Here is a 22,810-nt window from a genome sequence, read left to right as displayed (position 1 = left end):
ATGACCCGGCTCCTTTCCCTCCTCGCCCTCCTGACCTGGATCGCCCTGCCGGCCTTTGCGCAGGACGAAACGCAACAGGAAGAAGAGGACAAGTCCGTCCTCGAGAATTTCCTTCAGGACAACCTGTCCAGCGACGGGATGCAGGTCACTGTCAACGGCTTCTCCGGCGCGCTGTCGCGGCAGGCGACGATGGATGAAATGACTTTTGCGGATGACGACGGTGTCTGGCTCCGCCTCGAAGGCGTGACCCTGACCTGGGACCGCTCCGCCATTCTCCAGCGCCGGGTCGAGGTGCGGGAGTTGTCGGCCGAGATCATCGAACTCGTCCGCCTGCCGCAAAGCGGCGGGGACGGGCCGTCGAGCGAGGCCTCGGATTTCACCCTGCCAGAGCTTCCCGTCTCGGTGGATATCGACAGGCTGGCCGCCGAACGGCTCATCCTCGGTGAGCCGGTGCTGGGCGAGCGCATGGAAATGACGCTCGAAGGGTCCGGCGATCTGGTCGACGGGCAGGGCGAGGCGCAACTCGACCTCGAGCGCATCGACGGACAGCGCGGCTCTTTCAACCTGGCGGCGTCCTATTCCAACGAAAGTCACGTTCTGGCGGTCGACCTGTCACTCGATGAAGGCCCGGGCGGCATCGTGGCGAAGCTGGCCAATCTTCCCGGCGAACCGGCCCTGACGCTGACGGTCGATGGCGAAGACACGCTCGACGACTTCACCGCGGATGTGATGCTTGGCACCGATGGCGAAAGCCGCCTTGGGGGGCAGGTTCGCATCAGGGCCGAAAAGGCCGGCGAAGACGGGGTCCGCGAGAGCGACATGCGGGTCGACGCGGATTTCTCGGGTGACCTGCGCCCGCTGTTCGAGGAACAGTATCAGCCGTTCTTCGGGGGCGAGAGTCTGCTCCATCTGGAAGGTGCGCGGTTCCCCAACGGCACGATCCGGGTCGAGGACCTGTTCGTGCGGACCGATGCACTCAACTTGCGCGGGGATGCCACGATCAACGACAAGGGCTGGCCCGAGCGGGTGAACCTGACGGGCCGGGTGGCCAATGCCGATGGCTCGCCCACGACGCTGCCGGCCTCGGGCGAGCCGACGCGCATTTCCGCGCTCGACCTCGATTTCGACTATGACAGCCTGCGTGGCGAACGCTGGACCGGGAGCTTCGACCTCACCGGGCTGGAACGTGGCGACATCTCGCTCGACAGCCTGTCCTTCTCGGGGGCCGGAACGCTGGAGCCCGGCGGTGGTGACGCGGTGCCCAGCGTCGACGGAAGCGTGACGCTCTCGCTCGCGGGCATCAATCCGGGGGACGAGGATCTCGCCGCGGCGATCGGAGACCGGATCGGCGGAAGCCTGACCTTCGCCAAAGGGGACAACACGCCGTTCAACTTCACCGATATCGCCCTGTCCGGCGAGGATTACGGCCTGACCGGCGATGTGACCCTGCGGACCGAATTGGAGCAACTCGACCTCGTGGCCGACATGGACGTCGAACTGACCGCCGACCGGCTCGCCCGTTTCGCCCCGCTGTCCGGGCAGGACCTTACGGGGGGCGCGGCCTTGTCGGTCAGGGGTGAGGTTGCGCTCCCGGACGGGCCCTTCGACCTCGAGATCGACGGCGAGACCCGCGACCTCTCCATCGGTATCGAACAGGTGGACGCGCTGCTTGCGGGCGAAAGCCGGCTGTCGATCGATGTCGACCGGACCGTCGAACGCACGGCCCTCAACCGGTTCACCATTGCCGGGCCGGGGCTTGCCGCGTCCGCCACAGGCGAGCTGCGCTCCGAGGGCAGCACAATCGACGCACAGATCGACATTCCCGATGCCGGGCGACTTGACGACCGGCTGGAGGGCAACGTCTCGCTCGTCGCGGATGCCGTTCAGGCGGGCGACGGCTGGACGGTCGAGGGCGAAGCGACCGCCCCCGGCAACGTCGTGGTCGATTTCACCGCGACGGCGACCATGACCGACGACGGGGTCGGCCCCGTGACGGCCAGCCTTACCGCCGCCGCAGACAGCATCGCGCCCTACTCGGGCCTCGCGGGCCGGTCGCTTTCGGGTGCCATCGACCTTGCGGCCAGTGTTTCGGGCGACCTGCGCACGCAGGCCATCGACCTTTCCGGCACCGCGCAGGGGCAGGACCTCGCCTTCGGTGCCGGGGATGCCGATCAGCTGTTCGCGGGTGCGAGCGAAGTGACGTTCAACCTGCGCCGCGACGAGGCGGGCACGCTTTTCGTCGACCAGCTCGATGTGGATACGCCCGAGCTTACGGTGAGCGCCGATGGAACCTCCGAAGGGGGGCAAAGCCGCGTGAACTTCGACGCCCGCCTCGCGAATGTCGGCATTTTCGTCCCCGAACTGCCGGGCGCCTTCTCGGCGCAGGGGACGGCGGTGCTCACGGACGACGCCTACCGGCTCGACGTGGACGGGCAGGGGCCGGATGGCATCACCGTGTCCGTCGCGGGCACCGTGGCCGGGAGCGGTGACAGCGCGAACCTGTCGATCAACGGGGTGGCCCCGCTGGAACTCGCCAACGGTTTCACCGGTGCCAACCGTGTCGACGGGACGGCGCGGTTCGACCTTGGCCTGAATGGCCCGCTCGCGCTTACATCCTTGTCCGGCACAGTCTCGACGTCCGATGCGCGCGTGTCGGTGCCCGCCGCCGCCATTTCGCTCGACCCGATTCAGGCGAACATCCTGCTTCAGAACGGTCGCGCCCGGATCGAGGCGGGGGCGGGCGTGTCGTCGGGTGGCCGGGTCGAGGTCGCAGGTCCAGTCTCGCTCGAAGGTGGCTATAACGCCGATCTTGTCGTGCGGCTTCAAGGCGTGGGCCTGACCGACCCGGCGCTCTACGATACGACCGTGGACGGGCAGTTGACCGTCACCGGCCCGCTGACCGGCGGCGCGCGCGTGGCGGGGACGATCCGCCCGGGCGTGGTCGAGATCCGTATCCCTTCCAGCGGCTTCGGCGTCGCGGGCGACCTTGAAGGTCTGCGGCACATCAACGAACCCGCCGCCGTCCGGGCGACCCGTGCGCGGGCCGACAAGCTAGGCGGAACATCGTCCGGGGGCGGTGGCCCCGCCTATCCGCTCGACATCGTCATCGACGCCCCGAACCAGGTCTTCGTGCGCGGTCGCGGGCTGGATGCCGAGGTCGGGGGCCGCCTGCTCCTGCGTGGCACCACGGCGAATGTCGTGCCGCAGGGGGGGCTCAGCCTGATCCGGGGCCGGCTGTCTCTCCTCGGCAATCGCATCGACCTGACCGAGGCGCGTGCGACGCTCGAGGGGAACTTCGACCCCTATATCTCCGTCACGGCGCAGACCACCGTGGATGACACCACGATCCAGATCCGGCTCGACGGTCAGGCGACGAACCCCGAAATCTCGTTCACCTCGACCCCGGACCTGCCGGAGGACGAGATCCTCGCCCGGCTCCTCTTCGGCCGCTCCATCGCGGAAATCTCGCCGCTTCAGGCGCTGCGCATGGCCAATGGCGTCGCGACGCTGACCGGTGGCGGAGGCGGTGTGATCGGTAACCTGCGCGAGGGCTTCGGCCTCGCCGATCTGGATGTCGGCCAGAACGAAGGCGGGGCGGTCGCGGTGCGTGCGGGCACCTATATCACCGAGAACGTCTATACCGGCGTGGAGGTCGGGGCGGACGGCGAGGCGGAGGTGAACATCAACCTCGACCTGACCCGGAACCTGACCGCGCGCGGGAGCGTGGCGACGAACGGGGAAACCTCGCTCGGGATTCACTTCGAGAAAGACTACTGAAACGAAATAGCGTCCCCGCCGGACCCGGGCTTCGGAAGGTCGCCCGGACCGGCAGAGACGCCGTTTTGCGTGCTAAAATCTTCCAGTCAAATCCATCCGCGCGTTGGCGCGGTGCAGACTGATCTCATGCCTAAAGTGCCCCGGTGCCGGGTTTGACCCGGTTGCGGTTCATGCTGGACCCGGTGTCCTGACTTGAGAACCCCCTGAACAGGGGGTCAAACAGGTCAGGGGGTCTCGATGGCGTAGAACTCGCCCGTCACCGTCGCTTCGTCCGCCGATCCCGTGATGGCCGAGGTGCCCCTGCGCGGGTTGATGACGAGCTCCGTGTCCCCGGTGATCGCGCGGGCATTCACGCCGCGAAATTCGCCGGTCAGCCGCGACCCGGCCCGCAGGCGATTGCGCACGCCCGTGTCGTCATTGGTCAACGTGCCGCCCATCGTGACCCACATTCCGGTGTTGTCAAAGCCCGTGCGGATCAGGGTGTTTAGCGGGATCAGCCCCGGGGCGTCCTCGCTCGAGATATTCCCGGAGAAGGTTACGCGCTTGCCGTTGATGTCGCCTGCGAACCCGCCGGCGGTCGCGGTGAAAGGCTCAGTGCTCGCAAAACTCACATCCATGACAAGCCCGCCGCGGATCGAGCCGGTCTTGACCCCTCCGGCCATCGTATCCACCTGAACCTCGCCTTCGTAACTTGCGCTGCCGAACAGCGGCGCGGCCGAACGCGCGAGCGCGTTGTTGGTGGCGAAGACCGTGTCGAACTGGGCCTCGGTGGTCGTGTTCGGATCGAACTTGATCGTGGCGCAGCCTGACAGCGCAGCGCAGATCAGCGGCAACGCGAGAACGTGCGCGCGAAACTGAATGGTCATTTGGAATCCCCCGGAAAAAAGCAAGCCGGGCGAAGGGTATCCGCCCGGCTGTCGTTTGTCCCGTGTGTTCGGGCGTTTATTTTTCGCCGTACCACTGGCCACCGACGGCGCCGTTGGTGCCGGTGCCCGTCCCGGTGATCGCCGAGGTGCCGCCGTCCACCGCCACAGACCAGCCGACGGCACCCCCGACGGCCTTTCCGTCGTTGCCGAAGAAGTTGCCGTTCATCGTGGAGCCGGGATTGAGCGTGTTTTTCACGCCCGTATCCTCATTGGTAAGCGTGCCGCCGATGGAGAGCGTCATGGCACTCGCCTCACCTCCGCCCGCGATGGCGGGAAGCGCGGTGGTGGTCAGCAGGTTGATCGGAGAGCTGTCGGTCGCCTGACCCGACGACAGGGTGCCGGAGTAGCTCACCTCGGTCCCGCGCACCTCACCGGAAAAGTTGGTCGCTTCGGCCGAAAACGGGGTCGCCGAGGCGAAATTCGCGTTCATCTCGACCGCGCCGCGGATCGAGCCGGACTGGCCGGCGTTGTCCACGGTGATGATCTGCATCTCGCCGTTGTAGGTCGCGGTGCCGCTGAGCGGCGTGGTCGTCGGGCCAAGCCCGGCGGCGTCGAGGAAGGCCGCGTCGAATTCCGCCTTGGTGCCGCTGATGCCGGTGCCGCCCCCCGTCAGGAAACAGCCCGACAGCGTGGTTGCGAGCGTGACGGCGATGCCGATTCTGATCATAGTCATGTGGTGTACCCCCTTTTCAAAGTGCTTGTCGTAGATGGGGGTGTGGGTTTCGTTTTGTCTCCCCCCGGTTCCGGGGGGTGACCCCCGGTTTCAGGGGTTTCTCGCGGTCGGCGTTCCCGACAGTATCGCGATAGCAGAGGGATTGGGACAAATGGTGCGATTATTTGCGCCGGTGCAGATTTTCTTCGGGATGGGCCTGCTCGCGCTGGCCATTGCGGCGGGTGCCATTCTCCTCGCCACGAGCCAGCCGTGGCTGGGGCTCGACCTTGGCCTGAACGATGCCGGTGATGCGGTCATCGTCGAACGCAGCGAGGGGCCGTCCAACGGGATTGCTGAAGGCGAGCGGTTGACCGCCATCGGCCCGGCGGCGGGGGGCGCAGGTGTCCCCGTAACGCCGGCCACGATCATCGAGGAGCCGGACCAGCTTTCCGATTTCGATACGCTGGATGCGTTCCGGGCCGACCAGGCAATGATCGCGGCGGCGCTGCGCACCGGTCCCGTGACCCTGACCCTTGTGGGGGCGGAGGGGGTGACACGCGACGTTACCGTGGCGCCCGACGCGCGGCGGCCCCTGACGGACCTGCCTGGCGTGTTCTGGCTGCAAGTCTTCGTCGGCCTGTCCGGCATGTTCGTGGGCGCCTGGATCTGGTCGCTCGCGCCGTCGGGCCGTCCGCAGGCCTTCGTCATGCTCACCGGGCTGGGCCTCGCCATTTCCGCGACCGCGGCCTCGGTCTATTCGACCCGTGAGATTGCGTTGCCTCTGGACGCCTATCAGTGGCTCGCGCCGCTCAACCTGCTCGGCTCGCTGACCTTCGGCGCGGGTATGATCGGGCTGTTTCTTGGCTATCCCGCGCAGATCGGCCCCCGCTGGCTCGCGCTGTTTCAGGCCGGCGTGATCTATGCCTGGTTTGCCGGGGCCGTCACCCGGCTCATCCCGGATTATGTCGCGGCCTTTCAGCTGCCCATTGCCGTGGCGATGCTGGTCCTCGTCGGGCTCATCCTGACCCAGTTCTGGCGAGCCCGGCGTTCCAAGGACCTCCCGGCGCGCGCGGCACTTCGCCTCTTCGGCCTGTCCATCCTGATCGGCGCGGGGAGCTTCGTGGGCCTCATCACGGTTCCCGCCGTGCTGGGTCTGCCCGCGCAGCTGTCGCAGAGCTACGCCTTCGGGCTGTTCCTCATCTGCTTCATCGGCCTCGCGCTCGCCGTGCGCCGCCACCGGATCTTCAACCTGGAAATCTGGTCGTTCCGCATCCTGTTCTTCGCCGCCGGCGCGCTCTTGCTGATCGCGCTGGACGCCGTGCTCATCTATGGCCTGGCGCTCGACAGGGCTCCGGCCCTGGGCGTGTCGCTCTTCCTCGTCGCCTTCCTCTACCTGCCGCTGCGTGACGGGCTGGCCCGCCGTCTTGCCCGTTGGCGGGGTCAGAAACCGCTGGAGCGCTATTTCCGCGACGTCTCGCGCGTGGCGATGACCAAGGACGCTGCCCAGATGCAGGCCGCCTGGGACGACCTCCTGCAAGGCATGTTCGAGCCGCTGGCGGTCGAGCCCGGACCGGAGGTCGTTCAACACGCCGCGCTCGAGGCCGAGGGCGTCGACCTTGTTCTGCCCCCCATCCCACCGATCGCGTCCCGACGCCTTAAATGGGGGCGGGGCGGGCGCCGGCTTTTCACCGATGTCGATGTCCAGCGGGCCGAGGAATTGGTCGGTCTGCTCGCCCAGCTCATCGAGGGCCGCGAGGCATACGAGACGGGCGCGTCCGAGGAACGCACGCGGATCGCGCGCGACATTCACGACAACATCGGTATCCAGCTCCTCGGTGCGCTGCATTCCAAGGACGCCGGGCGCAAGGACGTTCTGATCCGCGAAACGCTCGCCGACCTGCGGGAGATCATCGACAACCAGACCGGGCCGGGACTGGACCTCGGCAACCTGATCGCCGATCTGCGTCTTGAACTGACCGGGGTGCTGGAAGGCGCGGAAATCGCGGTCGACTGGCCGCTCGGGGCCGACCTGTCCGGCTACAGCCTCAGCCCGCGCATGGCGCATACGCTGCGTTCGGTCCTGCGCGAAGCGGTGAACAACGCCGTGCGCCATTCGGATGCCTCGACCGTTGGTGTGTATTTCACCGTTTCGGGTGACACGGCGCTTGTCGACGTGCGCGATGACGGTCGCGGCTTCGACATGGGCGAGGTGACGGATGTGGGGCAGGGGATGCGCAACATGCAGGTCCGGGTCTCGGCCCTCGGCGGTCGCCTGAACATCGGACCGGCCCGCGACGACGCAGAGCGGCCCGGCACGCTCTTTCACGTCGAACTGCCGCTGATCGAAATCGGCATGGCCGACGACATTCCGGAGGCGGCGCAATGAAACAGGCCCTGATCCTCGAAGATGTGCAGGAGACGCGGGCATGGCTGTGCGACATCGCCCGGCAGGCCTTTCCTGACATCGCGTTGACCGAGGTGGCGACGGTCGCCACCGCCAATCTGGCGCTCGACCGGCAGGTGCCCGATCTCGCCCTGATCGACCTTGGCCTTCCCGATGGCTCGGGGCTCGAGGTGCTGCGCAAGCTCAAATCCGTGTCGCCGCAGTCCATCGCGGTCGTGACCACGATCATGGGCGACGACGTGTCGGTCGTGTCGGCCCTGTCGGCCGGTGCGGACGGCTATCTCCAGAAAGATCAGACGCTCGAACAGATGGTCGCCCAGTTGCGCCAGATCAGCCACGGCATACCGGCGCTGTCGCCCGCCATCGCCCGCCGGATCATGGGGCACTTCTCGCGCACAGGGCCTGCGGTCAATGACGAGGGCAAACTCACGGAGCGCGAGTCCGACGTCCTCGCGCTCATCTCGCGCGGGCTGCGCAACGCCGAGGTCGCCGCCGAGCTTGGCCTCGCCGAAAGCACGGTGGCCGGCTACATCAAGACGATCTACCGAAAGCTGGGGATTTCATCGCGGGCCGAGGCCGCGTGGCACGCCACCCGTATGGGCCTTTCACAGCCGCGCGGCACCTGACTCAGCCGACAAGGCCGAGGTCGCGCGCGATCATCGCAGCATGGGTGCGGTTCTTCGCGTTGAGTTTGCGGATGATGGCGCGGACGTGCATCTTCACCGTGACTTCCTTGATCTCGAAGCCGTGCGCGATTTCCTTGTTCTGGTGACCACGGCAGATGCCCTCCAGCACCTGCAACTCCCGCTCCGAGAGCTTTCCCAGATCGGTCGGCGGAGGCTGGATCAGCCCGTCGCCGAACACGGCCACATGGGCCCCGGTGGTCATGAGGCACAGGATATGCCCCACTGTCTCCGGAAGGTCCTCTTCACACAGCGTCGCCGCTGCACCCATGACATAGCAGCGGCGCACCTGGCCGGTCGAAGCGCGGCGCGGAAGGATGACGCACACCGGCGCCGCGTCAAGCCGCGCGATGATCGCCATGGCCGTCTTGAAGTCCGGAGAGTCGGTGTCGGGAACGTGAAGCAGGATGGCGTCGATATCCTGCCCATTGGAGCGTATGTGACGTTCGACGCGGTGCAGATCCGGCTCCCCGGCCACGGAAATCACCTCGTCGCCACAACGTGCTCCCGCAACAGCGTCCAGGACGCTCGCCGTAGTACTGGCGACGAAAACCTTCACAAACTGCCCCCTTTTGCCACGCCAAGTAATCAGACGGCGCGTCCCTATTAAACGAGCAATTACACAAGACGCAGGGGGCCGGAACCTATCAATAAGGATAAAAATACTCGACCAGCCAGCGTGGGAAGGCCTTAAAAACTTCGGATTTTTTGCCTCGGTTCGGACCGTTCCCAAATTGCAAAGTTATTTGCCAATTCAAATATGGAAAAAGGTAAGGGAAACCTTACCGTCTGGTTATCCGCAGTATATTTTTCAGAGAATCACTCGCTCGACCGTCCACCACAACCCCATCGCGCCGATCGCGAGCGAGGCGGGAATGACGACGCGCTGCCGATACCACGGGCGCTGACCGAACCAGAACGCGATGGCGAAGAAGGCGACCGCGATGACCGTGAGCTGGCCCAGCTCGACGCCGATGTTGAAGGCGATCAGGCTGGAGATGAAGTGACCCGGGCTCAGCCCGATCTCCCCCAGCACAGACGCGAAGCCAAGTCCGTGCAGCAGGCCGAAGCCGAAGACCACGGCGAGCCGGACGCGCGACAGTTTGGGCCGCAGGATGTTCTCCACGGCGACATAGGCGATTGAGAGGGCGATGAGCGGTTCGACCACGGCGACCGGCACCGTCACGATCCCGAGCGCCGCGAGCGCCAGCGTGATCGTGTGGGCGACCGTGAAGGACGTGACCTGATAGAGCAGGGGACGCATCTGGAGCGAAAAGAAGAAAAGCCCCAGCACGAACAGGATATGGTCCAGCCCCTTGGGCAGGATATGGGTGAAGCCGAGCCCGACGTAATCGACAAAGCTCTCGACCCACCCCAGTTGCATGCTCCCGACGCGCGGCAACGGCGCCGAGGTCTGACCGGGGCCGAGAAAGGCGGAATAGGCCTCCTCGCCCTCGGGCAGGTCCGGCGCGATCTGGCGCAGGATGACGGGGCCGTAGTCCGACGCCCAGCCGAAGGTCACATCGCTCCCGTCATCGGGCAGGGCGGCTGAGACCACGATCCGCGTCTCACGGGGAAGATCCTCGCTCATCGCCTCCGCCGTGCCCACCTCGTCCAGCGTCGAGTCGAGCGCGGTATCGCCTGCCATCAGGCGAACCCCCTCCGACAGCTCCGGCCAGTCTTCGCGGAACCGCTCGGCAAAGTCGTCCGGCGGCAGGTCGCGCAGGGCGTCATAGGCATCGGCACGGGGCGAGTTGTTGGTGTCCGTGATGGACGACAGGTCGATCCCCGCCACGATCGCCTCGCCCTGAAGGATGATCGACAGTTCCACACGGGTCTCGCTTACCGTGATATCGGCCACCGCTGGCGACATTTCATGGGCAGCGGCGGCAAGCGTCGTGGTGAGCATCACAATGGCGACAACCAAGGCCCGCGCGGTTGACTTGGCCAAGTGCTCTGCCACCCTGACTGTCCACGAAATCAACGGATATCCCATGCGCTTCACTGCCCTCCTCCTCGCCTGCCTCTGCCTCGCCCGCGCGGCTGTCGCCCACGAATTCTGGATCTCACCGCAGGCCTACGAGGTAGAGCCGGGCGAACCCATCGTCGCGGATCTGCGGGTCGGACAGGACTTTGAGGGCTCGCGCCAGACCTATTTTCCCGACCGCTTCGCGCGGTTCGAGGTGAAGATGGGCGAAACCGTTCAGACTGTCGAGGGGCGGCTCGGTGACATGCCCGCGATGACCTTCGCGGCCCCGGACGAGGGGCTTGCCGTCATCGTGCACGAGACGAAGGGGGACAGCCTGAAATACAAGACCCGCGACCTGTTCGAGGATTTCGTGGCGCACAAGGATCTGGGCGACGTTCTGGCGCGTCACGCGGACCGGGGTCTGCCCGAACTGGACTTTCGCGAGGCCTACACCCGCTACGCCAAGTCGCTCGTCGCGGTCGGTAACGGCGAAGGCGCGGACGCGCCGGTGGGGCTCAAGACTGAGATCGTGGCCCTCGCCAACCCCTACACCGATGACCTGTCGGGTGGGCTGCCCGTGCGTGTGCTTTACGACGGCGCGCCGCGCATCGACGCGCAGGTTGAGGTTTTCGCCCGCGATACCGAGGGCACAGTGACGCAGTCCTTCTATCGCACCGACGACGCGGGCGAGGCGACGATCCCCGTCGCCTCCGGCACGGAATACATGGTGGATGCCGTCGTGATGGAGGACACGGGCAACGATGACCCCGAAGCCGGGCCGGCCTGGCATTCTGCCTGGGCGAACCTCACCTTCCGGATGCCCTGAACGTCAGGGTTTCGCCTTCTCGACCAGTTCCAGAACGGAAGGCCCCATCGCCGCGACGTTGAGCTTCACGCCGGTCGCGTTCGGATGGATGCCGTCCGGTTGAAACACCTGACCGCGCGTGACCTGTCCGGCCGCCTCGGCCTGCGCCATGCCCCGGAAGACATAGGGAAAGAAGACAAGGTCATGGCGGGCCGCGATCCGGGGATACATCTCGTCGAAGGCGGCCTTGTACTCGGGGCCATAATTCGCCGTCGCCCGGTAGCCCACCAGCAGGATGGGCAGGTTCTGCGCCTTGATCTTGGCGATGATCTTTTCAAGGTTCGACTCGACGTTGTTGATCGGCAACCCGCGCAACAGGTCGTTGCCCCCAAGCGCCACGATTACCCCGTCCACCTCGTCGGTCAGTGACCAGTCGACCCGGCTGAGGCCCCCGGCGGTCGTATCGCCGGACACGCCCGCGTTCACCACGTCCACGTCCGCCCCGCGCGCCCGCAACCATCCTTCGAGCTGCGGCACCAGCCCCGCTTGCTCCGGCAGGCCGTAACCCTGCGTCAGGCTGTCGCCCAATGCCAGAATCGTGACCGGTTCGGCCATGGCGGGCAGGCCAAGGAAAGGGAATATCAACAAAGACTTGGATATACGACGCCGCAGCCCATATGCGAATGAAGACACTTTGGAAAAGGCCCTTTTCATGACCGATACCGTTCTCGACCTCGACGATGCGAGGCTGTCTCTCATGGGCAATGCCGGAACGGTGGATATCCTGCGCGGCATCACGCTGTCGGTGACGCGCGGGGAAACCATCGGGCTTACGGGGCCTAGCGGATCGGGCAAATCGTCGCTCCTCATGCTCATGGGCGGGCTTGAGCGCGCGACCGGCGGTCGGGTCGCCGCACTGGGGCGCGACCTCGGGCCGATGGACGAAGACGCGCTCGCCCGGTTTCGTCGGGATCATATGGGTGTCGTCTTCCAGTCATTCCACCTCATTCCGACGATGACGGCCATTGAAAATGTCGCGACCCCGCTTGAGCTTGCCGGTGTGCGCGACGCGTTCGAGCGGGCGGAGGCGGAGCTTGAGGCGGTCGGGCTGGCACATCGCACGGGTCATTACCCGGCCCAGATGTCGGGGGGTGAGCAGCAGCGCGTGGCATTGGCCCGCGCCGCCGTGACCCGGCCCGAGATCCTGCTTGCGGACGAACCCACCGGCAACCTCGACACCACGACCGGGCAGGCGATCATGGACCTGCTTTTCGGTCTGCGTGACCGGCATGGGGCGACGCTGGTGCTCGTCACCCATGCGCCGGAGCTGGCCGAACGCTGTGACCGGGTGGTGAGCCTCGCCGACGGGATGATCGCATGAGCGTGGCCTGGCGGATCGCCCGGCGGGAGCTGCGCGGGGGCCTGTCTGGCTTTCGCGTCTTCCTCGCCTGTCTCGCCCTTGGCGTCGCGGCCATCGCCGCCGTCGGCTCGGTCCGCTCTGCCATTCAGGCGGGGATCGAGGAACAGGGCGCGGTTCTGCTCGGCGGTGATGCCGCCGTCGAACTGACCTACCGCCGCGCCGCGCCCGAAGACCTCGATTACCTCGCCAGCGTGGCCGAGGAGGTGGGCGAGGTCATCGACTTCCGCTCGATGGCGCGCCTGCCTGCGGTCGAGGACAGCGCGCTCACGCAAGTGAAAGCGGTGGACGAGACGTGGCCGCTGTACGGTGCGCCGGTCCTCGACCCCCCGATGTCGCTGGAGGCGGCGCTGGGGGATCGTGACGGCCTGCCGGGGGCGGTCATGGCACCCCTGCTGATCGAACGTCTGCAACTGGAACCGGGCGACACCTTCATGCTCGGCGCACAGGAATTCCGCCTTTCCGCCGCGCTGGACTCCGCGCCTGACGACGGCTCCGGCGGGTTCGATTTCGGCCCGCCCACGCTCGTCCGGATCGCTGCGCTCGAGAACTCCGGTCTCATCGCGGAAGGCACGCTGTTCAATTCCGAGTACCGCCTGCGCCTGCCGCCGGGCACCGACCTCGCCGCACTGGAGACGCGCACGATGGCGGCGATGGAGGGGTCCGCGCCGCGCTGGTCGGACGCCCGCAACGGCGCTCCGGGCGTGAGCGAATTCATCGAACGGCTGGGGTCGTTCCTCGTCCTCGTGGGCCTCGCCGGGCTCGCGGTCGGGGGTGTGGGCATCTCGGCGGCGGTGCGCAGCTACCTCGACGAAAAGACCGAGGTAATCGCGACGCTCAAGACCCTGGGCGCGGGCCGCTCAACGATCTTCGGCGTCTACGCGATCCAGATCGCCATCCTCGCGAGTATCGGGATCGTCCTGGGCCTTGTCCTCGGCGGCCTCATCCCTGTGGTCTTCGGCCCGATCATCTCGGCGGCCCTGCCGATCCCGGCCGACATTTCGCTGCGCCCGGGCCCGCTGGGGGAGGCCGCGCTTTACGGCGTCCTCGCCGCCGCGCTCTTCACCCTCTGGCCGCTCGCCAAGACCGAGAACGTGCGCGCCGCCGCGCTGTTTCGCGACGGCGGTACGCCCGAAGGCTGGCCCCGCCCGCTTTACATCGTCGCGACCGCCGTGCTGCTGGCCCTGCTGATTGGCGCGGCGACATGGTTCTCCGGGATGGAGCGTATCGCGCTCTGGTCCGCCTTCGGCATCTTCGCGGCCTTCATGTTGCTGGTCGGCGCGGGGCGGCTCGTGCGCGGCCTGTCGCGCCGTCTGGCCCGCACCAAGGCCCTGCGCGGTCGCCCGATGCTGCGCATGGCGCTCTCATCTGTCGGCGGACCGGGGAACGAGGCCGCTTCGGTCGTCCTGTCGCTGGGCCTCGGCCTGTCGGTCCTGGCGGCGGTGGGGCAGGTGGACACCAACCTGCGCGGCGCGATCCAGCGCGAGCTTCCCGACATCGCGCCCAGCTTTTTCGTGGTCGACATCCAGCCCGACCAGATCGACGCGGTGCGCGCGCGGGTCGACAGCGACCCGGCGATCGAACGGATGGACAGCGCCCCCATGCTGCGCGGCATGATCACGCAAATCAACGGCCGCCCGGCCAAGGAGGTCGCGGGCGATCACTGGATCGTGGAAGGCGACCGGGGCGTCACTTATTCCGCGCCCATACCCGAGCGGACCAGGATCACGGCGGGCGAATGGTGGGCCGAGGATTACGCGGGCGAGCCCCTGATCAGCTTCGTTGCCGAAGAGGCCGCGGAAATCGGGCTCGAGATCGGCGACACGATGACCATCAACATTCTCGGGCGTGAGATCACCGGGACGCTGGCCAACTTCCGCGACGTCGATTTCTCGACCGCCGCGATGAACTTCACAATCACGATGAACCCTTCTGCGCTGTCGGGCGCGCCGCACAGCTTTCTCGCCACGATCTATGCCGAGGAAGAGGCCGAGGCGGCGCTCATGCGTGACATCACCCGGAGCTACCCGAATATCACCATGATCTCGGTGCGCGACGCCATCGGCCGGGCGACCGAGCTTCTGGGCACCATCGCCGCCGCGATCACCTACGGCGCGCTCGTCACGCTTGCCACCGGCGCTGTCGTGCTGATCGGCGCGGCAGCGGCGGGTGAGAGGGCGCGCACCTACGAGGCGGCGGTTCTGAAAACGCTGGGCGCGCCGCGTCGCCGCATCCTTGCGGAATTCGCGCTGCGCTCCGCCATCCTCGGGCTGGCCGCTGGCATCGTTGCGGTCTTCGCGGGCGGCGTGGCCGGCTGGGCCGTGTCCACCTTCGTCATGGACACGGCTTTCGTGTTCGAGCCGGTCTCGGCCCTGCTGATCGTCGTGGGCGGTGTTCTCGTCACCCTGCTGGCGGGCCTCGCCTTCGCGTGGCGTCCGTTGTCGGCCCGCCCCGCGCGCGTGCTCAGGGCGCGGGAGTAGGCGCGGGCGGGGGGGCCTTGTCGCGCTTGGCCTTGCGCCGCTCCTCCTCCGGCCCGTACCAATCCTCGTCCCGCGTCATCCACATGGTCGCCGCCAGCGCGATGAAGGCCAGCGTGGACCCGGCGATCAGCGCATAGTCGGTGGATTGCAGGATCAGGTAGAGCACGGCGTAAAGCACCACGAGCATCACGAAGAGCACCATGGTCCGCGCGCCGAGCTTCAGCCCGAACCAGCCGAACATGGAGATCAGCAGGATCGTCGCGGCCGCCGACAGCGCATAGGCGAGGCCGAAGCCGATCTGCTCGGCATAGGCCACCATCAGGAGGACGAAGATCGACTGGCTCAACCCGATCAGGATGTATTGCACCGGGTGCGCCGGGCGCGTCGTATGCCGGTCGATAAGCAGCACGGTCAGGAAGGTGAGCGCGATGAACAGGATGCCGTATTTCGCCGCGCGAAAGGCTTTCTGATAGAAATCGTTGGGCTCGTAATACTCCACGCCAAAGGCCATGTCGTCGCGCATCGTCTCGGTGTAGTCCGACCGCGACACCTGCGGCAGCGTGCGCGCGAGGTGCGGGATGGTCCAGCGCGCCTCGAACCCGTCATCGGTGATGGTCGAGCCGTCGGGCAGGAAGCCCCCGGTGAAGCTGGGATGCGGCCAGTCGGAGTTGATCGTCACCGCTGTCTGCCGCCCCACCGGCGCGATCTTCAGCGTCTGCGCCCCGTTCAGGCCGAGCGTGAAACGGTAGTCACCCAGTTCGCGCGGGTCGCCGACATCGGCGGTGACGCCGGCGAGCCGCCCGGCCGAGGCAAGCGGCTCGATATCCACCTCTTCCCCGTCGACGGTCAGCACCGCCTCGCCCCGCAGCGCCGCATTGGATGAAATGTTGAGCGTGAGATAGGACGCGTCCCACCGGACGACCTCGTTCCCCGGCGCCTGCTCGGCGATCTGGTCGGTCGGAAAGTCGAAGGCCATCTCGACCCCGGCGCGGTAGACCGGCACGTTGAAGATGCCCCGGTGGCGCATCTCGGTCTCGGTGTCGATGGTCACGTCGTAGCGGCCCGGATTCACATAGATAGGGTTGCGCCAGACCGTTTCGCGTCGGGTCACGCTGCGCATCACCGGGTTGCCCTGCGCATCGGTCCGCACCTCGCCGGTGGCCGGATCGGTCACCTGCTCCTGCACCACACGGTCGACGGTTTCCTGCACCGGAACGACGAGCGTGGGGCCGGAAATGATCTGTGGTCCGCCCCATTCGCGCCCCACCTCGCGCATCGCGTCGCGGGAGTAGTCCTTGCGCGAATTGATGACCTCGGAGGCGAGGATCAAGGGGATGACCATGAGCAGCGTCAGAACGCCCACGATGATGAACCGGTACCCGAGCGAACGGCGCATGACGACCCTCCCTGTCAACTCGCGCGATCATGGGCCGGAAACACGCACCGCGCAACGCCGCTCATCCCGGACTGCCGCCCGCTCTTCACGATGAAAGCGCCCGGCGCTTGAAGAGCGTCCACGAAAAAGCCCCGCCGGGGGTCCGGCGGGGCCTCGTCACATCGGTGCACCGAAAGTCTCAGACCGTGCGCTGCACCATCAACTTCTTGACCTCGGCGATGGCTTTCGCCGGGTTCAGACCCTTGGGGCAGGTCTGCGCACAGTTCATGATCGTGTGGCAGCGATAGAGCTTGAACGGATCTTCCAGATCGTCCAGCCGCTCGCCCGTCGCTTCGTCGCGCGAGTCGATGATCCAGCGGTAGGCGTGCAGGAGCGCCGCCGGGCCGAGGTAGCGGTCGGAGTTCCACCAGTAGCTCGGGCAGGAGGCCGAGCAGCAGGCGCACATGACACATTCATACAGACCGTCGAGCTGCTTGCGGTCCTCGATCGACTGACGCCACTCCTTGTGCGGCGGGTTCGTCTTGGTCTCAAGCCACGGCATGATCGACGCGTGCTGGGCATAGAACTGCGTGAGGTCCGGGATCAGGTCCTTGACCACCTGCATGTGCGGCAGCGGATAGATCTTCACGTCGCCCTTGATCTCATCCAGCCCGAAGATACAGGCAAGCTCATTGCCCCCGTCGATGTTCATCGCGCAGGAGCCACAGATGCCCTCGCGGCAGGACCGGCGGAAGGTCAGCGTCGGGTCGATCTCGTTCTTGATCTTGATGAGCGCGTCCAGAACCATCGGGCCGCAGGTGTCCATGTCGACGAAATACGTGTCGACGCGCGGGTTCTCGCCATCTTCCGGCGACCAGCGATAGATCAGGAACTTGCGGACGTTCTTGGCGCCCTCCGGCTTCGGCCAGGTCTTGCCGGTGCGGATGCGGGAGTTCTTGGGGAGTGCGAATTCAACCATGTCTCTCTCCTTAGAACGTCCGCGCCTTGGGCGCGATTTTCTTGAGTTCGATGCCGCCCTGATCCTCTTTCGTGAGAGGATCGAGGATCACGGGGCGATAGGACAGCGTGACCTTGCTGCCTTTCACCTTGGCGATGGTGTGCTTGCGCCAGGTCTTGTCGTCGCGCTCGGTGTGGTCTTCCATCGCGTGGGCGCCACGGCTTTCCTTGCGCGCCTCGGCACCGTTGATGGTGGCGAGCGCGTTGGGCATGAGGTTGGTCAGCTCCAGCGTCTCCATCAGGTCCGAGTTCCACACGAGCGAACGGTCCGTCACCTTGATGTCGTCCAGCTTGCCCGAAATCTCGGCCATCTTGGCGACGCCTTCCTTCAGCGTCTTGTCGGTGCGGAACACGGCGGCGTCGGCCTGCATCGTCTTTTGCATCTCAAGGCGCAGCTCGGCGGTCGGGGTCGCACCATCGGCGTGGCGCAGGCCGTCGAACCGGTCAAAGGCCGCGTCGATGGATTTCTGGTTCGGGGTCGGCACCGGCGATTTCGCGTCCACAACTTCGCCCGCGCGGATCGCCGCGGCGCGGCCAAAGACCACGAGGTCGATCAGCGAGTTGGAGCCAAGGCGGTTGGCGCCGTGGACCGATGCGCAGCCTGCCTCGCCCACGGCCATCAGGCCGGGCACGATGCGGTTGGGCGAACGCGAGGTCGGGTTGAGCACTTCGCCGAAGTAGTTCGTCGGGATGCCGCCCATGTTGTAGTGGACCGTCGGCAGAACCGGGATCGGCTCTTTCGTGACGTCCACGCCCGCGAAAATCTTGGCGGACTCCGAGATCCCCGGAAGCCGCTCGGCCAGCGCCTCGGCGGGCAGGTGGCTGAGGTTCAGGTGGATGTGGTCGCCCTCGGCCCCCACACCGCGCCCTTCGCGGATTTCCATCGTCATCGAGCGCGAGACGTAGTCGCGCGGGGCGAGGTCTTTGTATTGGGGCGCGTAACGCTCCATAAACCGTTCGCCTTCGGAGTTGGTGAGATAGCCACCTTCGCCGCGCGCGCCCTCGGTGATCAGGCAGCCGGAACCATAGATGCCGGTCGGGTGGAACTGCACGAATTCCATGTCCTGAAGCGGCAGACCGGCGCGGGCCACCATCCCGCCACCGTCGCCGGTGCAGGTGTGGGCCGAGGTGGCCGAGAAATAGGCACGGCCATAGCCGCCGGTGGCCAGAACGACCATCTTGGCGGAAAAGACGTGCATCGTGCCGTCGTCGAGCTTCCAGCAGACAACACCCTGACACTGGCCGTCGTCCGACATGATCAGGTCGATGGCGAAGTATTCGATATAGAACTCGGCGTTGTTCTTGAGCGACTGGCCGTAGAGCGTGTGCAGGATCGCGTGGCCGGTCCGGTCGGCGGCGGCGCAGGTGCGCTGCACGGCCGGGCCTTCGCCAAACTCGGTGGTGTGGCCGCCGAAGGGGCGCTGGTAGATCTTGCCCTCGTCGGTGCGCGAGAACGGCACGCCGTAGTGCTCAAGCTCGTAAACGGCGGCGGGCGCTTCGCGGGCGAGGTATTCCATCGCATCCGTGTCGCCGAGCCAGTCGGAGCCCTTGACGGTGTCGTACATGTGCCACTGCCAGTTGTCCGGCCCCATGTTCGACAGCGAGGCGGCGATGCCGCCCTGTGCGGCAACCGTGTGCGAGCGGGTCGGAAAGACCTTGGTCACGCAGGCGGTTTTCAGGCCCTGCTCGGCCATGCCCAGCGTCGCGCGCAGACCGGCGCCACCGGCGCCGACGACGACGACGTCATATTCGTGTGTTTCGTATTCGTATTCAGCCATGTCGTGTCCCTCAGGCGCCCAGCGAGATGCGGATGACGGCATAGACGCCGACGAGCGCGAACAGCGTGCACAAAAGGCGCATGGCGATGATGAGCACCATCCCCATGCGGCTGTGCACGTAATCTTCGATGACCACCTGCAGGCCCTGGAACAGGTGCAGGAAGCCGGTCAGGAAAAAGGCGATCGCGATCACGGCGTTCACCGGATGCGCGTAAGCGGCCTTTACCTCGTCGTAGCCGCCGCCAAGGTTCGAGGCGAAGGGAAAGACGAAGAGCGGCACGAGGAACAGGAGCGCGATGGCGCTGATGCGCTGTTCCCAGAAGTGGCCGGTGCCGAGTTTGGCAGAGCCAAGGCCTTCGACGCGGGCGCGGTCGGTCAGATAACCCATGATGTCCCCCTTATCCGACGATGATCGTGACGATGACCATGACGACGGCAAAGCCGATGCCGATATAGGCCGAGCGTTTCGAGGTCTTGAGCCCGAAGTGGGAGCCGGTATCCCAGATCAGGTGACGCACCCCGTTGGCAAAGTGCAGCCAGAGCGCGCAGACCGACAGGAACAGCACGATGTCCCCGAACCATGAGGTCAGGACCGCGCTGGCCGTCTCAAAGTAATCCGGCCCGGTGGCGAGGGCGAGGAAGTACCAGACGATCAGGACGCCGGTAACGCCCATCGCGGTGCCGGTGATCCGGTGAAGGATCGACAGGGCCATGTTGAGCGGCCAGCGATAGACCTGAAGGTGGGGGGAAAGCGGGCGGTTGCCCGGGTTCACATCAGCCATGAAGCGACCTTTCGATGCAGTTGGCGACGAGCTGTTTGCAATTCGGCCCCATCCATAGACAAAATTGACCGAGAGTCACGTGTGGATTCCCGGAAATCTCTGCTGTCGGGCGCTAACGTGAATATTTTGTGACATTTGTGATCACGGTCAAAGTGTGTGTGATCACAAATTACCAGTCTGCCATTTCCGCAAGGAAATCCACATATTCGGTGCAGATGGTGATCTCGCGATACTCCGGATCGTAAAAGGCGTTGGCCTCGCTACAGGCTGCGTAGGAGATCAGCAGATCGCCTGACAGGCTGAATTCGCCGTTCAACGCGTCGATCTCGTCCATGAGCAGCGCGGCGATGCCGTCATCGCGTTCGACGTCGCCGATAACGAAAGTGTCGCCCGGCCCGGCCTCGGCCATCTCGTCGAGAATGACGCCCCACGATCCGTTGGCCTGTTCGAATTCATCCTCGCACCATGCGGCGCGTTCTTCGGGCAGGCCCAGTTCCTCGGCCACGTCTTCGCGTTCGTCCGGGTTGGCGCCGTAGAAGATACAGACGAGGTTGTAATAGCGCTGCTCGTCCGGGCCGTGCACGTCCCAGAACGCCGGCTCCTCGCCCTGATCGCGGGCCATGTCGGCCTCGGTCAGGAATCCGAAGGCCGCGTCATAGGCGATGCCGACCGCGTCCTCTTCGTCCCAGAACGCATCGACCAGCAGGATCGAGAGGACGTCTGCCGCGTCCTCTTCCTGTCCGAAGATCGGCACCTCCTGAATGTCGATCAGGGCATGGCCAAGTTCGTGGTAGAGCGTCGCGAGGATGTTGGACTCGACAAAGGCTTCGGTGTCCTGTGCGAGCGCAAGAGATGGCAGTCCCAGCAGGGCTGCCGTGGCATAGGCTTTCATCATGTCGGTGTCCCTCTAACGGGCCGTTCTGGCCAGTTCTTCCCCAAGTTCCGTGCAGATCTGAATTTCGAGCATGTCCGGATCGTAGAACGCATTGGACTCGCCGCAGGGAATGACGCTGACATTCACCGTGCGCGGCAGGACCATCTCGGTGTTGAGCCGGGCGACTTCGCTGCGCACGAAGGTGGTCAGGTGGTCGTCCTCGTCGAGCACCCAGTCGAGACGGATCGTGTTGCCGGGGGCGTCGGTGGACAGCCCGTCGATCACCGCGTTCCACGACCGGGCGGCCAGTTCGTATTCGTCGTCGCAGGTGCGGGCGCGCGGTTCGGGCAGGTCGAAGAGGTCGACAAGTTCGGCCCGTTCCTCGGTATCGGCGCCGTACATAAGGCAGGCGAAGTTGTAATAGCGTTGCAGGTCGGGGGCGTGGACGTCCCAGAGCGCGAGGTCGTCGCGGTGCCGACCCGCACCCTCGGCAAAGAGCCAGTAGTTGCGCGCCACGTCGCCCGCCATGCGCTGGACCGTCGCGTCGTCGTGCAAGCGGTTCATCAGGACAATGGCGAAGGTGTCGGCGGCAAACTCCTCGGGCCCGTAGACGGGCAGGTCGAGCACGTCGATCAGCGCGTGGGCGAGTTCGTGATACAGCGTCTCGGTGACGTTCGCTTCGACATAAAGCTGCACCGGATCGCGCCGGGCAGGCGCGGCCTGAAGCGGCTCGCCCACGGTGCGTTGAAAGGTGTACGTGTCCTTGTTCCCCTCGGCATGGGCCGGGGAAAGGGTCAGGGCGAGGGCGATGGCAGCCGCGATGCGCATGGGCGCATCAGGTCGGCATCAGCGCCCAGTAGTCAAGATCGAGCAGCACATGCGGCAGGTATTTTCCGTCCTCGCCCTTGAGTGCGAAGTCTTGATGGTCGCCCTTGGTCGCCACGAGCCTGAGACGCACCGCGCCAACGCCCGGTGCCGGGGTCTCGGCCTTGTCCAGCACCTCGGACCACGCGCGCACGGTGTCGCCGGTGAAGCACGGGTTGGCATGCGCGCCCGCGTTCAGCCCGACGATCATCTGGGCATTGGCGAGACCGTTGAACGACAGGGTGCGGGCCATCGAGATGATGTGGCCGCCATAGATGAGCCGCTTGCCATCCTCGCGGTTCGTCGCGTCGAAATGAACCTTGGCGGTGTTCTGCCACAGGCGGGTGGCGATCATGTGCTCGGCTTCCTCGACGGTGACGCCGTCCACATGGTCGATCTTCTCGCCGATCTCGTAATCGCCCATCCTGTGCCGTTCGCCCGCCAGCTTGAACTCGTAGCGCGAGAAGTCGAGACCCTCGGGGATCACCAGATCCTCGGCGGGAACCACCGGCTTCAACTCGGGGATCAGCGTGTCGGGCGCATCGGCGTCGAGGTTCTTCTTCCGCACCATGACCCAGCGGATGTAGTCGAGCACCGCCTCGTCATGCTGGTTGTAGCCCGTCGTCTGGACGTAAACGACGCCCGACTTGCCGTTCGAATTCTGCTTTAGCCCGATGACCTTGGACTCGGACCGAAGCGTATCGCCCGGCCAGACCGGTTTCAGCCAGCGCCCCTCGGCATAGCCGAGGTTCGCGACGGCGTTCAGCGACACATCCGGGACGGTCTTGCCGAACACGACGTGAAAGGCCGCAAGGTCGTCGATGGGCGACACCTCCAACCCGCAGTCCCGCGCGAATTCGTCCGAGGAATAGAGCGCATGGCGCGCCGGGTAGAGTGCGTGATAGAGCGCGCGCTCACCCCCAGAAACCGTGCGCGGCACGGCGTGGGTGATGACCTCGCCGATGCGATAATCCTCGAAAAACCGGCCCGGATTGGTCTTTGCCACG

General features: G+C 65.9%; 18 protein-coding genes and 1 pseudogene. 6 read left to right on the top strand and 13 right to left on the bottom strand.

Going from position 1 to position 22,810, the window contains the following annotated elements; translation table 11 throughout:
- Positions 1 to 3,777, top strand: a complete 3,777-nt coding sequence (locus tag B2585_RS12185; RefSeq protein WP_292023424.1) for a translocation/assembly module TamB domain-containing protein — start codon at positions 1 to 3, stop codon at positions 3,775 to 3,777.
- Positions 3,778 to 4,001: 224 nt separating this feature from the next.
- Here B2585_RS12185 and B2585_RS12180 read toward each other — a convergent pair whose 3' ends face one another.
- Together B2585_RS12180 and B2585_RS12175 are read right to left on the bottom strand one after the other, a co-directional pair.
- Positions 4,002 to 4,643, bottom strand: coding sequence for a hypothetical protein (locus B2585_RS12180; protein WP_292023421.1), 642 nt, complete (start codon positions 4,641 to 4,643; stop codon positions 4,002 to 4,004).
- Positions 4,644 to 4,719: 76 nt separating this feature from the next.
- Positions 4,720 to 5,376: a hypothetical protein gene (locus B2585_RS12175; RefSeq protein WP_292023419.1), complete on the bottom strand. Its 657-nt coding sequence runs from the start codon at positions 5,374 to 5,376 to the stop codon at positions 4,720 to 4,722.
- Positions 5,377 to 5,527: 151 nt separating this feature from the next.
- Between B2585_RS12175 and B2585_RS12170 the strand changes: the two genes are divergently transcribed.
- Together B2585_RS12170 and B2585_RS12165 are read left to right on the top strand one after the other, a co-directional pair.
- Complete coding sequence (locus B2585_RS12170) at positions 5,528 to 7,741, top strand: sensor histidine kinase (protein WP_292023417.1); 2,214 nt, start codon at positions 5,528 to 5,530, stop codon at positions 7,739 to 7,741.
- Entirely contained in the window at positions 7,738 to 8,385 is a 648-nt protein-coding gene (locus B2585_RS12165; RefSeq protein ID WP_292023415.1) for a response regulator transcription factor, read from the top strand. Before B2585_RS12170 ends, B2585_RS12165 begins: the two co-directional genes overlap by 4 nt.
- A gap of 1 nt (position 8,386) precedes the next feature.
- Here the strand turns inward: B2585_RS12165 and B2585_RS12160 are convergent, their stop codons facing one another.
- Both B2585_RS12160 and B2585_RS12155 read right to left on the bottom strand, forming a co-directional pair.
- Positions 8,387 to 9,001 (bottom strand): helix-turn-helix transcriptional regulator, encoded by a 615-nt coding sequence (locus tag B2585_RS12160; RefSeq protein ID WP_292023413.1) that lies wholly within the window; start codon positions 8,999 to 9,001, stop codon positions 8,387 to 8,389.
- 252 nt (positions 9,002 to 9,253) lie between these two features.
- Positions 9,254 to 10,393, bottom strand: coding sequence for a HupE/UreJ family protein (locus B2585_RS12155; protein ID WP_292023411.1), 1,140 nt, complete (start codon positions 10,391 to 10,393; stop codon positions 9,254 to 9,256).
- Between the two features lie 43 nt (positions 10,394 to 10,436).
- Here B2585_RS12155 and B2585_RS12150 point away from each other — a divergent pair, with 43 nt between their 5' ends.
- Positions 10,437 to 11,237, top strand: coding sequence for a DUF4198 domain-containing protein (locus B2585_RS12150; protein ID WP_292023410.1), 801 nt, complete (start codon positions 10,437 to 10,439; stop codon positions 11,235 to 11,237).
- 3 nt (positions 11,238 to 11,240) lie between these two features.
- Here B2585_RS12150 and B2585_RS12145 read toward each other — a convergent pair whose 3' ends face one another.
- Positions 11,241 to 11,831, bottom strand: a complete 591-nt coding sequence (locus B2585_RS12145) for an arylesterase (protein WP_339717759.1) — start codon at positions 11,829 to 11,831, stop codon at positions 11,241 to 11,243.
- A gap of 97 nt (positions 11,832 to 11,928) precedes the next feature.
- Between B2585_RS12145 and B2585_RS12140 the strand changes: the two genes are divergently transcribed.
- Both B2585_RS12140 and B2585_RS12135 read left to right on the top strand, forming a co-directional pair.
- Entirely contained in the window at positions 11,929 to 12,597 is a 669-nt protein-coding gene (locus B2585_RS12140) for an ABC transporter ATP-binding protein (protein ID WP_292023408.1), read from the top strand.
- Positions 12,594 to 15,113, top strand: a complete 2,520-nt coding sequence (locus B2585_RS12135; protein WP_292023405.1) for an ABC transporter permease — start codon at positions 12,594 to 12,596, stop codon at positions 15,111 to 15,113. The genes B2585_RS12140 and B2585_RS12135 overlap by 4 nt, the downstream gene beginning before the upstream one ends.
- Here the strand turns inward: B2585_RS12135 and creD are convergent.
- The 8 genes and pseudogenes from creD to B2585_RS12095 form a co-directional block, all read right to left on the bottom strand.
- Positions 15,097 to 16,509 (bottom strand): cell envelope integrity protein CreD, encoded by a 1,413-nt coding sequence (creD, locus tag B2585_RS12130; RefSeq protein WP_292023402.1) that lies wholly within the window; start codon positions 16,507 to 16,509, stop codon positions 15,097 to 15,099. The genes B2585_RS12135 and creD overlap by 17 nt on opposite strands.
- Positions 16,510 to 16,687: 178 nt before the next feature.
- On the bottom strand, positions 16,688 to 17,467 hold the full coding sequence (locus tag B2585_RS12125) for a succinate dehydrogenase iron-sulfur subunit (protein ID WP_292023400.1): 780 nt from the start codon (positions 17,465 to 17,467) through the stop codon (positions 16,688 to 16,690).
- Between the two features lie 10 nt (positions 17,468 to 17,477).
- Positions 17,478 to 19,283 (bottom strand): succinate dehydrogenase flavoprotein subunit, encoded by a 1,806-nt coding sequence (gene sdhA, locus B2585_RS12120; RefSeq protein ID WP_292023398.1) that lies wholly within the window; start codon positions 19,281 to 19,283, stop codon positions 17,478 to 17,480.
- Between the two features lie 10 nt (positions 19,284 to 19,293).
- Positions 19,294 to 19,671 (bottom strand): succinate dehydrogenase, hydrophobic membrane anchor protein, encoded by a 378-nt coding sequence (gene sdhD, locus B2585_RS12115; protein ID WP_292023397.1) that lies wholly within the window; start codon positions 19,669 to 19,671, stop codon positions 19,294 to 19,296.
- Positions 19,672 to 19,681: 10 nt separating this feature from the next.
- Positions 19,682 to 20,065 (bottom strand): succinate dehydrogenase, cytochrome b556 subunit, encoded by a 384-nt coding sequence (sdhC, locus tag B2585_RS12110; protein WP_292023395.1) that lies wholly within the window; start codon positions 20,063 to 20,065, stop codon positions 19,682 to 19,684.
- A 169-nt stretch (positions 20,066 to 20,234) separates the two neighbouring features.
- Positions 20,235 to 20,399, bottom strand: a complete 165-nt coding sequence (locus B2585_RS12105) for a DUF4344 domain-containing metallopeptidase (protein WP_292024035.1) — start codon at positions 20,397 to 20,399, stop codon at positions 20,235 to 20,237.
- Positions 20,400 to 20,492: 93 nt separating this feature from the next.
- Positions 20,493 to 21,767, bottom strand: a pseudogene (locus B2585_RS12100) (DUF4344 domain-containing metallopeptidase); the annotation flags it as partial.
- A 7-nt stretch (positions 21,768 to 21,774) separates the two neighbouring features.
- On the bottom strand, positions 21,775 to 22,809 hold the full coding sequence (locus B2585_RS12095; protein ID WP_292023393.1) for a MaoC family dehydratase: 1,035 nt from the start codon (positions 22,807 to 22,809) through the stop codon (positions 21,775 to 21,777).
- Position 22,810 lies beyond the last annotated feature (1 nt).

The sequence above is a fragment of the Maritimibacter sp. UBA3975 genome (assembly GCF_002384975.1).
GTDB lineage: Bacteria > Pseudomonadota > Alphaproteobacteria > Rhodobacterales > Rhodobacteraceae > Maritimibacter.
Note: the sequence above shows the minus strand (reverse complement) of the source record. Positions and strands in the feature narration are given on the sequence as shown.

Bases quoted from the DNA above. Each gene is read 5' to 3' on its own strand.
- sdhD (WP_292023397.1), bottom strand. From the start codon at position 19,671: ATGGGTTATCTGACCGACCGCGCCCGCGTCGAAGGCCTTGGCTCTGCC.
- B2585_RS12170 (WP_292023417.1), top strand. From the start codon at position 5,528: ATGGTGCGATTATTTGCGCCGGTGCAGATTTTCTTCGGGATGGGCCTG.
- B2585_RS12135 (WP_292023405.1), top strand. From the start codon at position 12,594: ATGAGCGTGGCCTGGCGGATCGCCCGGCGGGAGCTGCGCGGGGGCCTG.
- B2585_RS12145 (WP_339717759.1), bottom strand. From the start codon at position 11,831: ATGGCCGAACCGGTCACGATTCTGGCATTGGGCGACAGCCTGACGCAG.
- B2585_RS12105 (WP_292024035.1), bottom strand. From the start codon at position 20,399: ATGGACGAGATCGACGCGTTGAACGGCGAATTCAGCCTGTCAGGCGAT.
- creD (WP_292023402.1), bottom strand. From the start codon at position 16,509: ATGCGCCGTTCGCTCGGGTACCGGTTCATCATCGTGGGCGTTCTGACG.
- B2585_RS12125 (WP_292023400.1), bottom strand. From the start codon at position 17,467: ATGGTTGAATTCGCACTCCCCAAGAACTCCCGCATCCGCACCGGCAAG.
- sdhA (WP_292023398.1), bottom strand. From the start codon at position 19,283: ATGGCTGAATACGAATACGAAACACACGAATATGACGTCGTCGTCGTC.
- sdhC (WP_292023395.1), bottom strand. From the start codon at position 20,065: ATGGCTGATGTGAACCCGGGCAACCGCCCGCTTTCCCCCCACCTTCAG.
- B2585_RS12175 (WP_292023419.1), bottom strand. From the start codon at position 5,376: ATGACTATGATCAGAATCGGCATCGCCGTCACGCTCGCAACCACGCTG.
- B2585_RS12165 (WP_292023415.1), top strand. From the start codon at position 7,738: ATGAAACAGGCCCTGATCCTCGAAGATGTGCAGGAGACGCGGGCATGG.
- B2585_RS12140 (WP_292023408.1), top strand. From the start codon at position 11,929: ATGACCGATACCGTTCTCGACCTCGACGATGCGAGGCTGTCTCTCATG.
- B2585_RS12150 (WP_292023410.1), top strand. From the start codon at position 10,437: ATGCGCTTCACTGCCCTCCTCCTCGCCTGCCTCTGCCTCGCCCGCGCG.
- B2585_RS12185 (WP_292023424.1), top strand. From the start codon at position 1: ATGACCCGGCTCCTTTCCCTCCTCGCCCTCCTGACCTGGATCGCCCTG.
- B2585_RS12180 (WP_292023421.1), bottom strand. From the start codon at position 4,643: ATGACCATTCAGTTTCGCGCGCACGTTCTCGCGTTGCCGCTGATCTGC.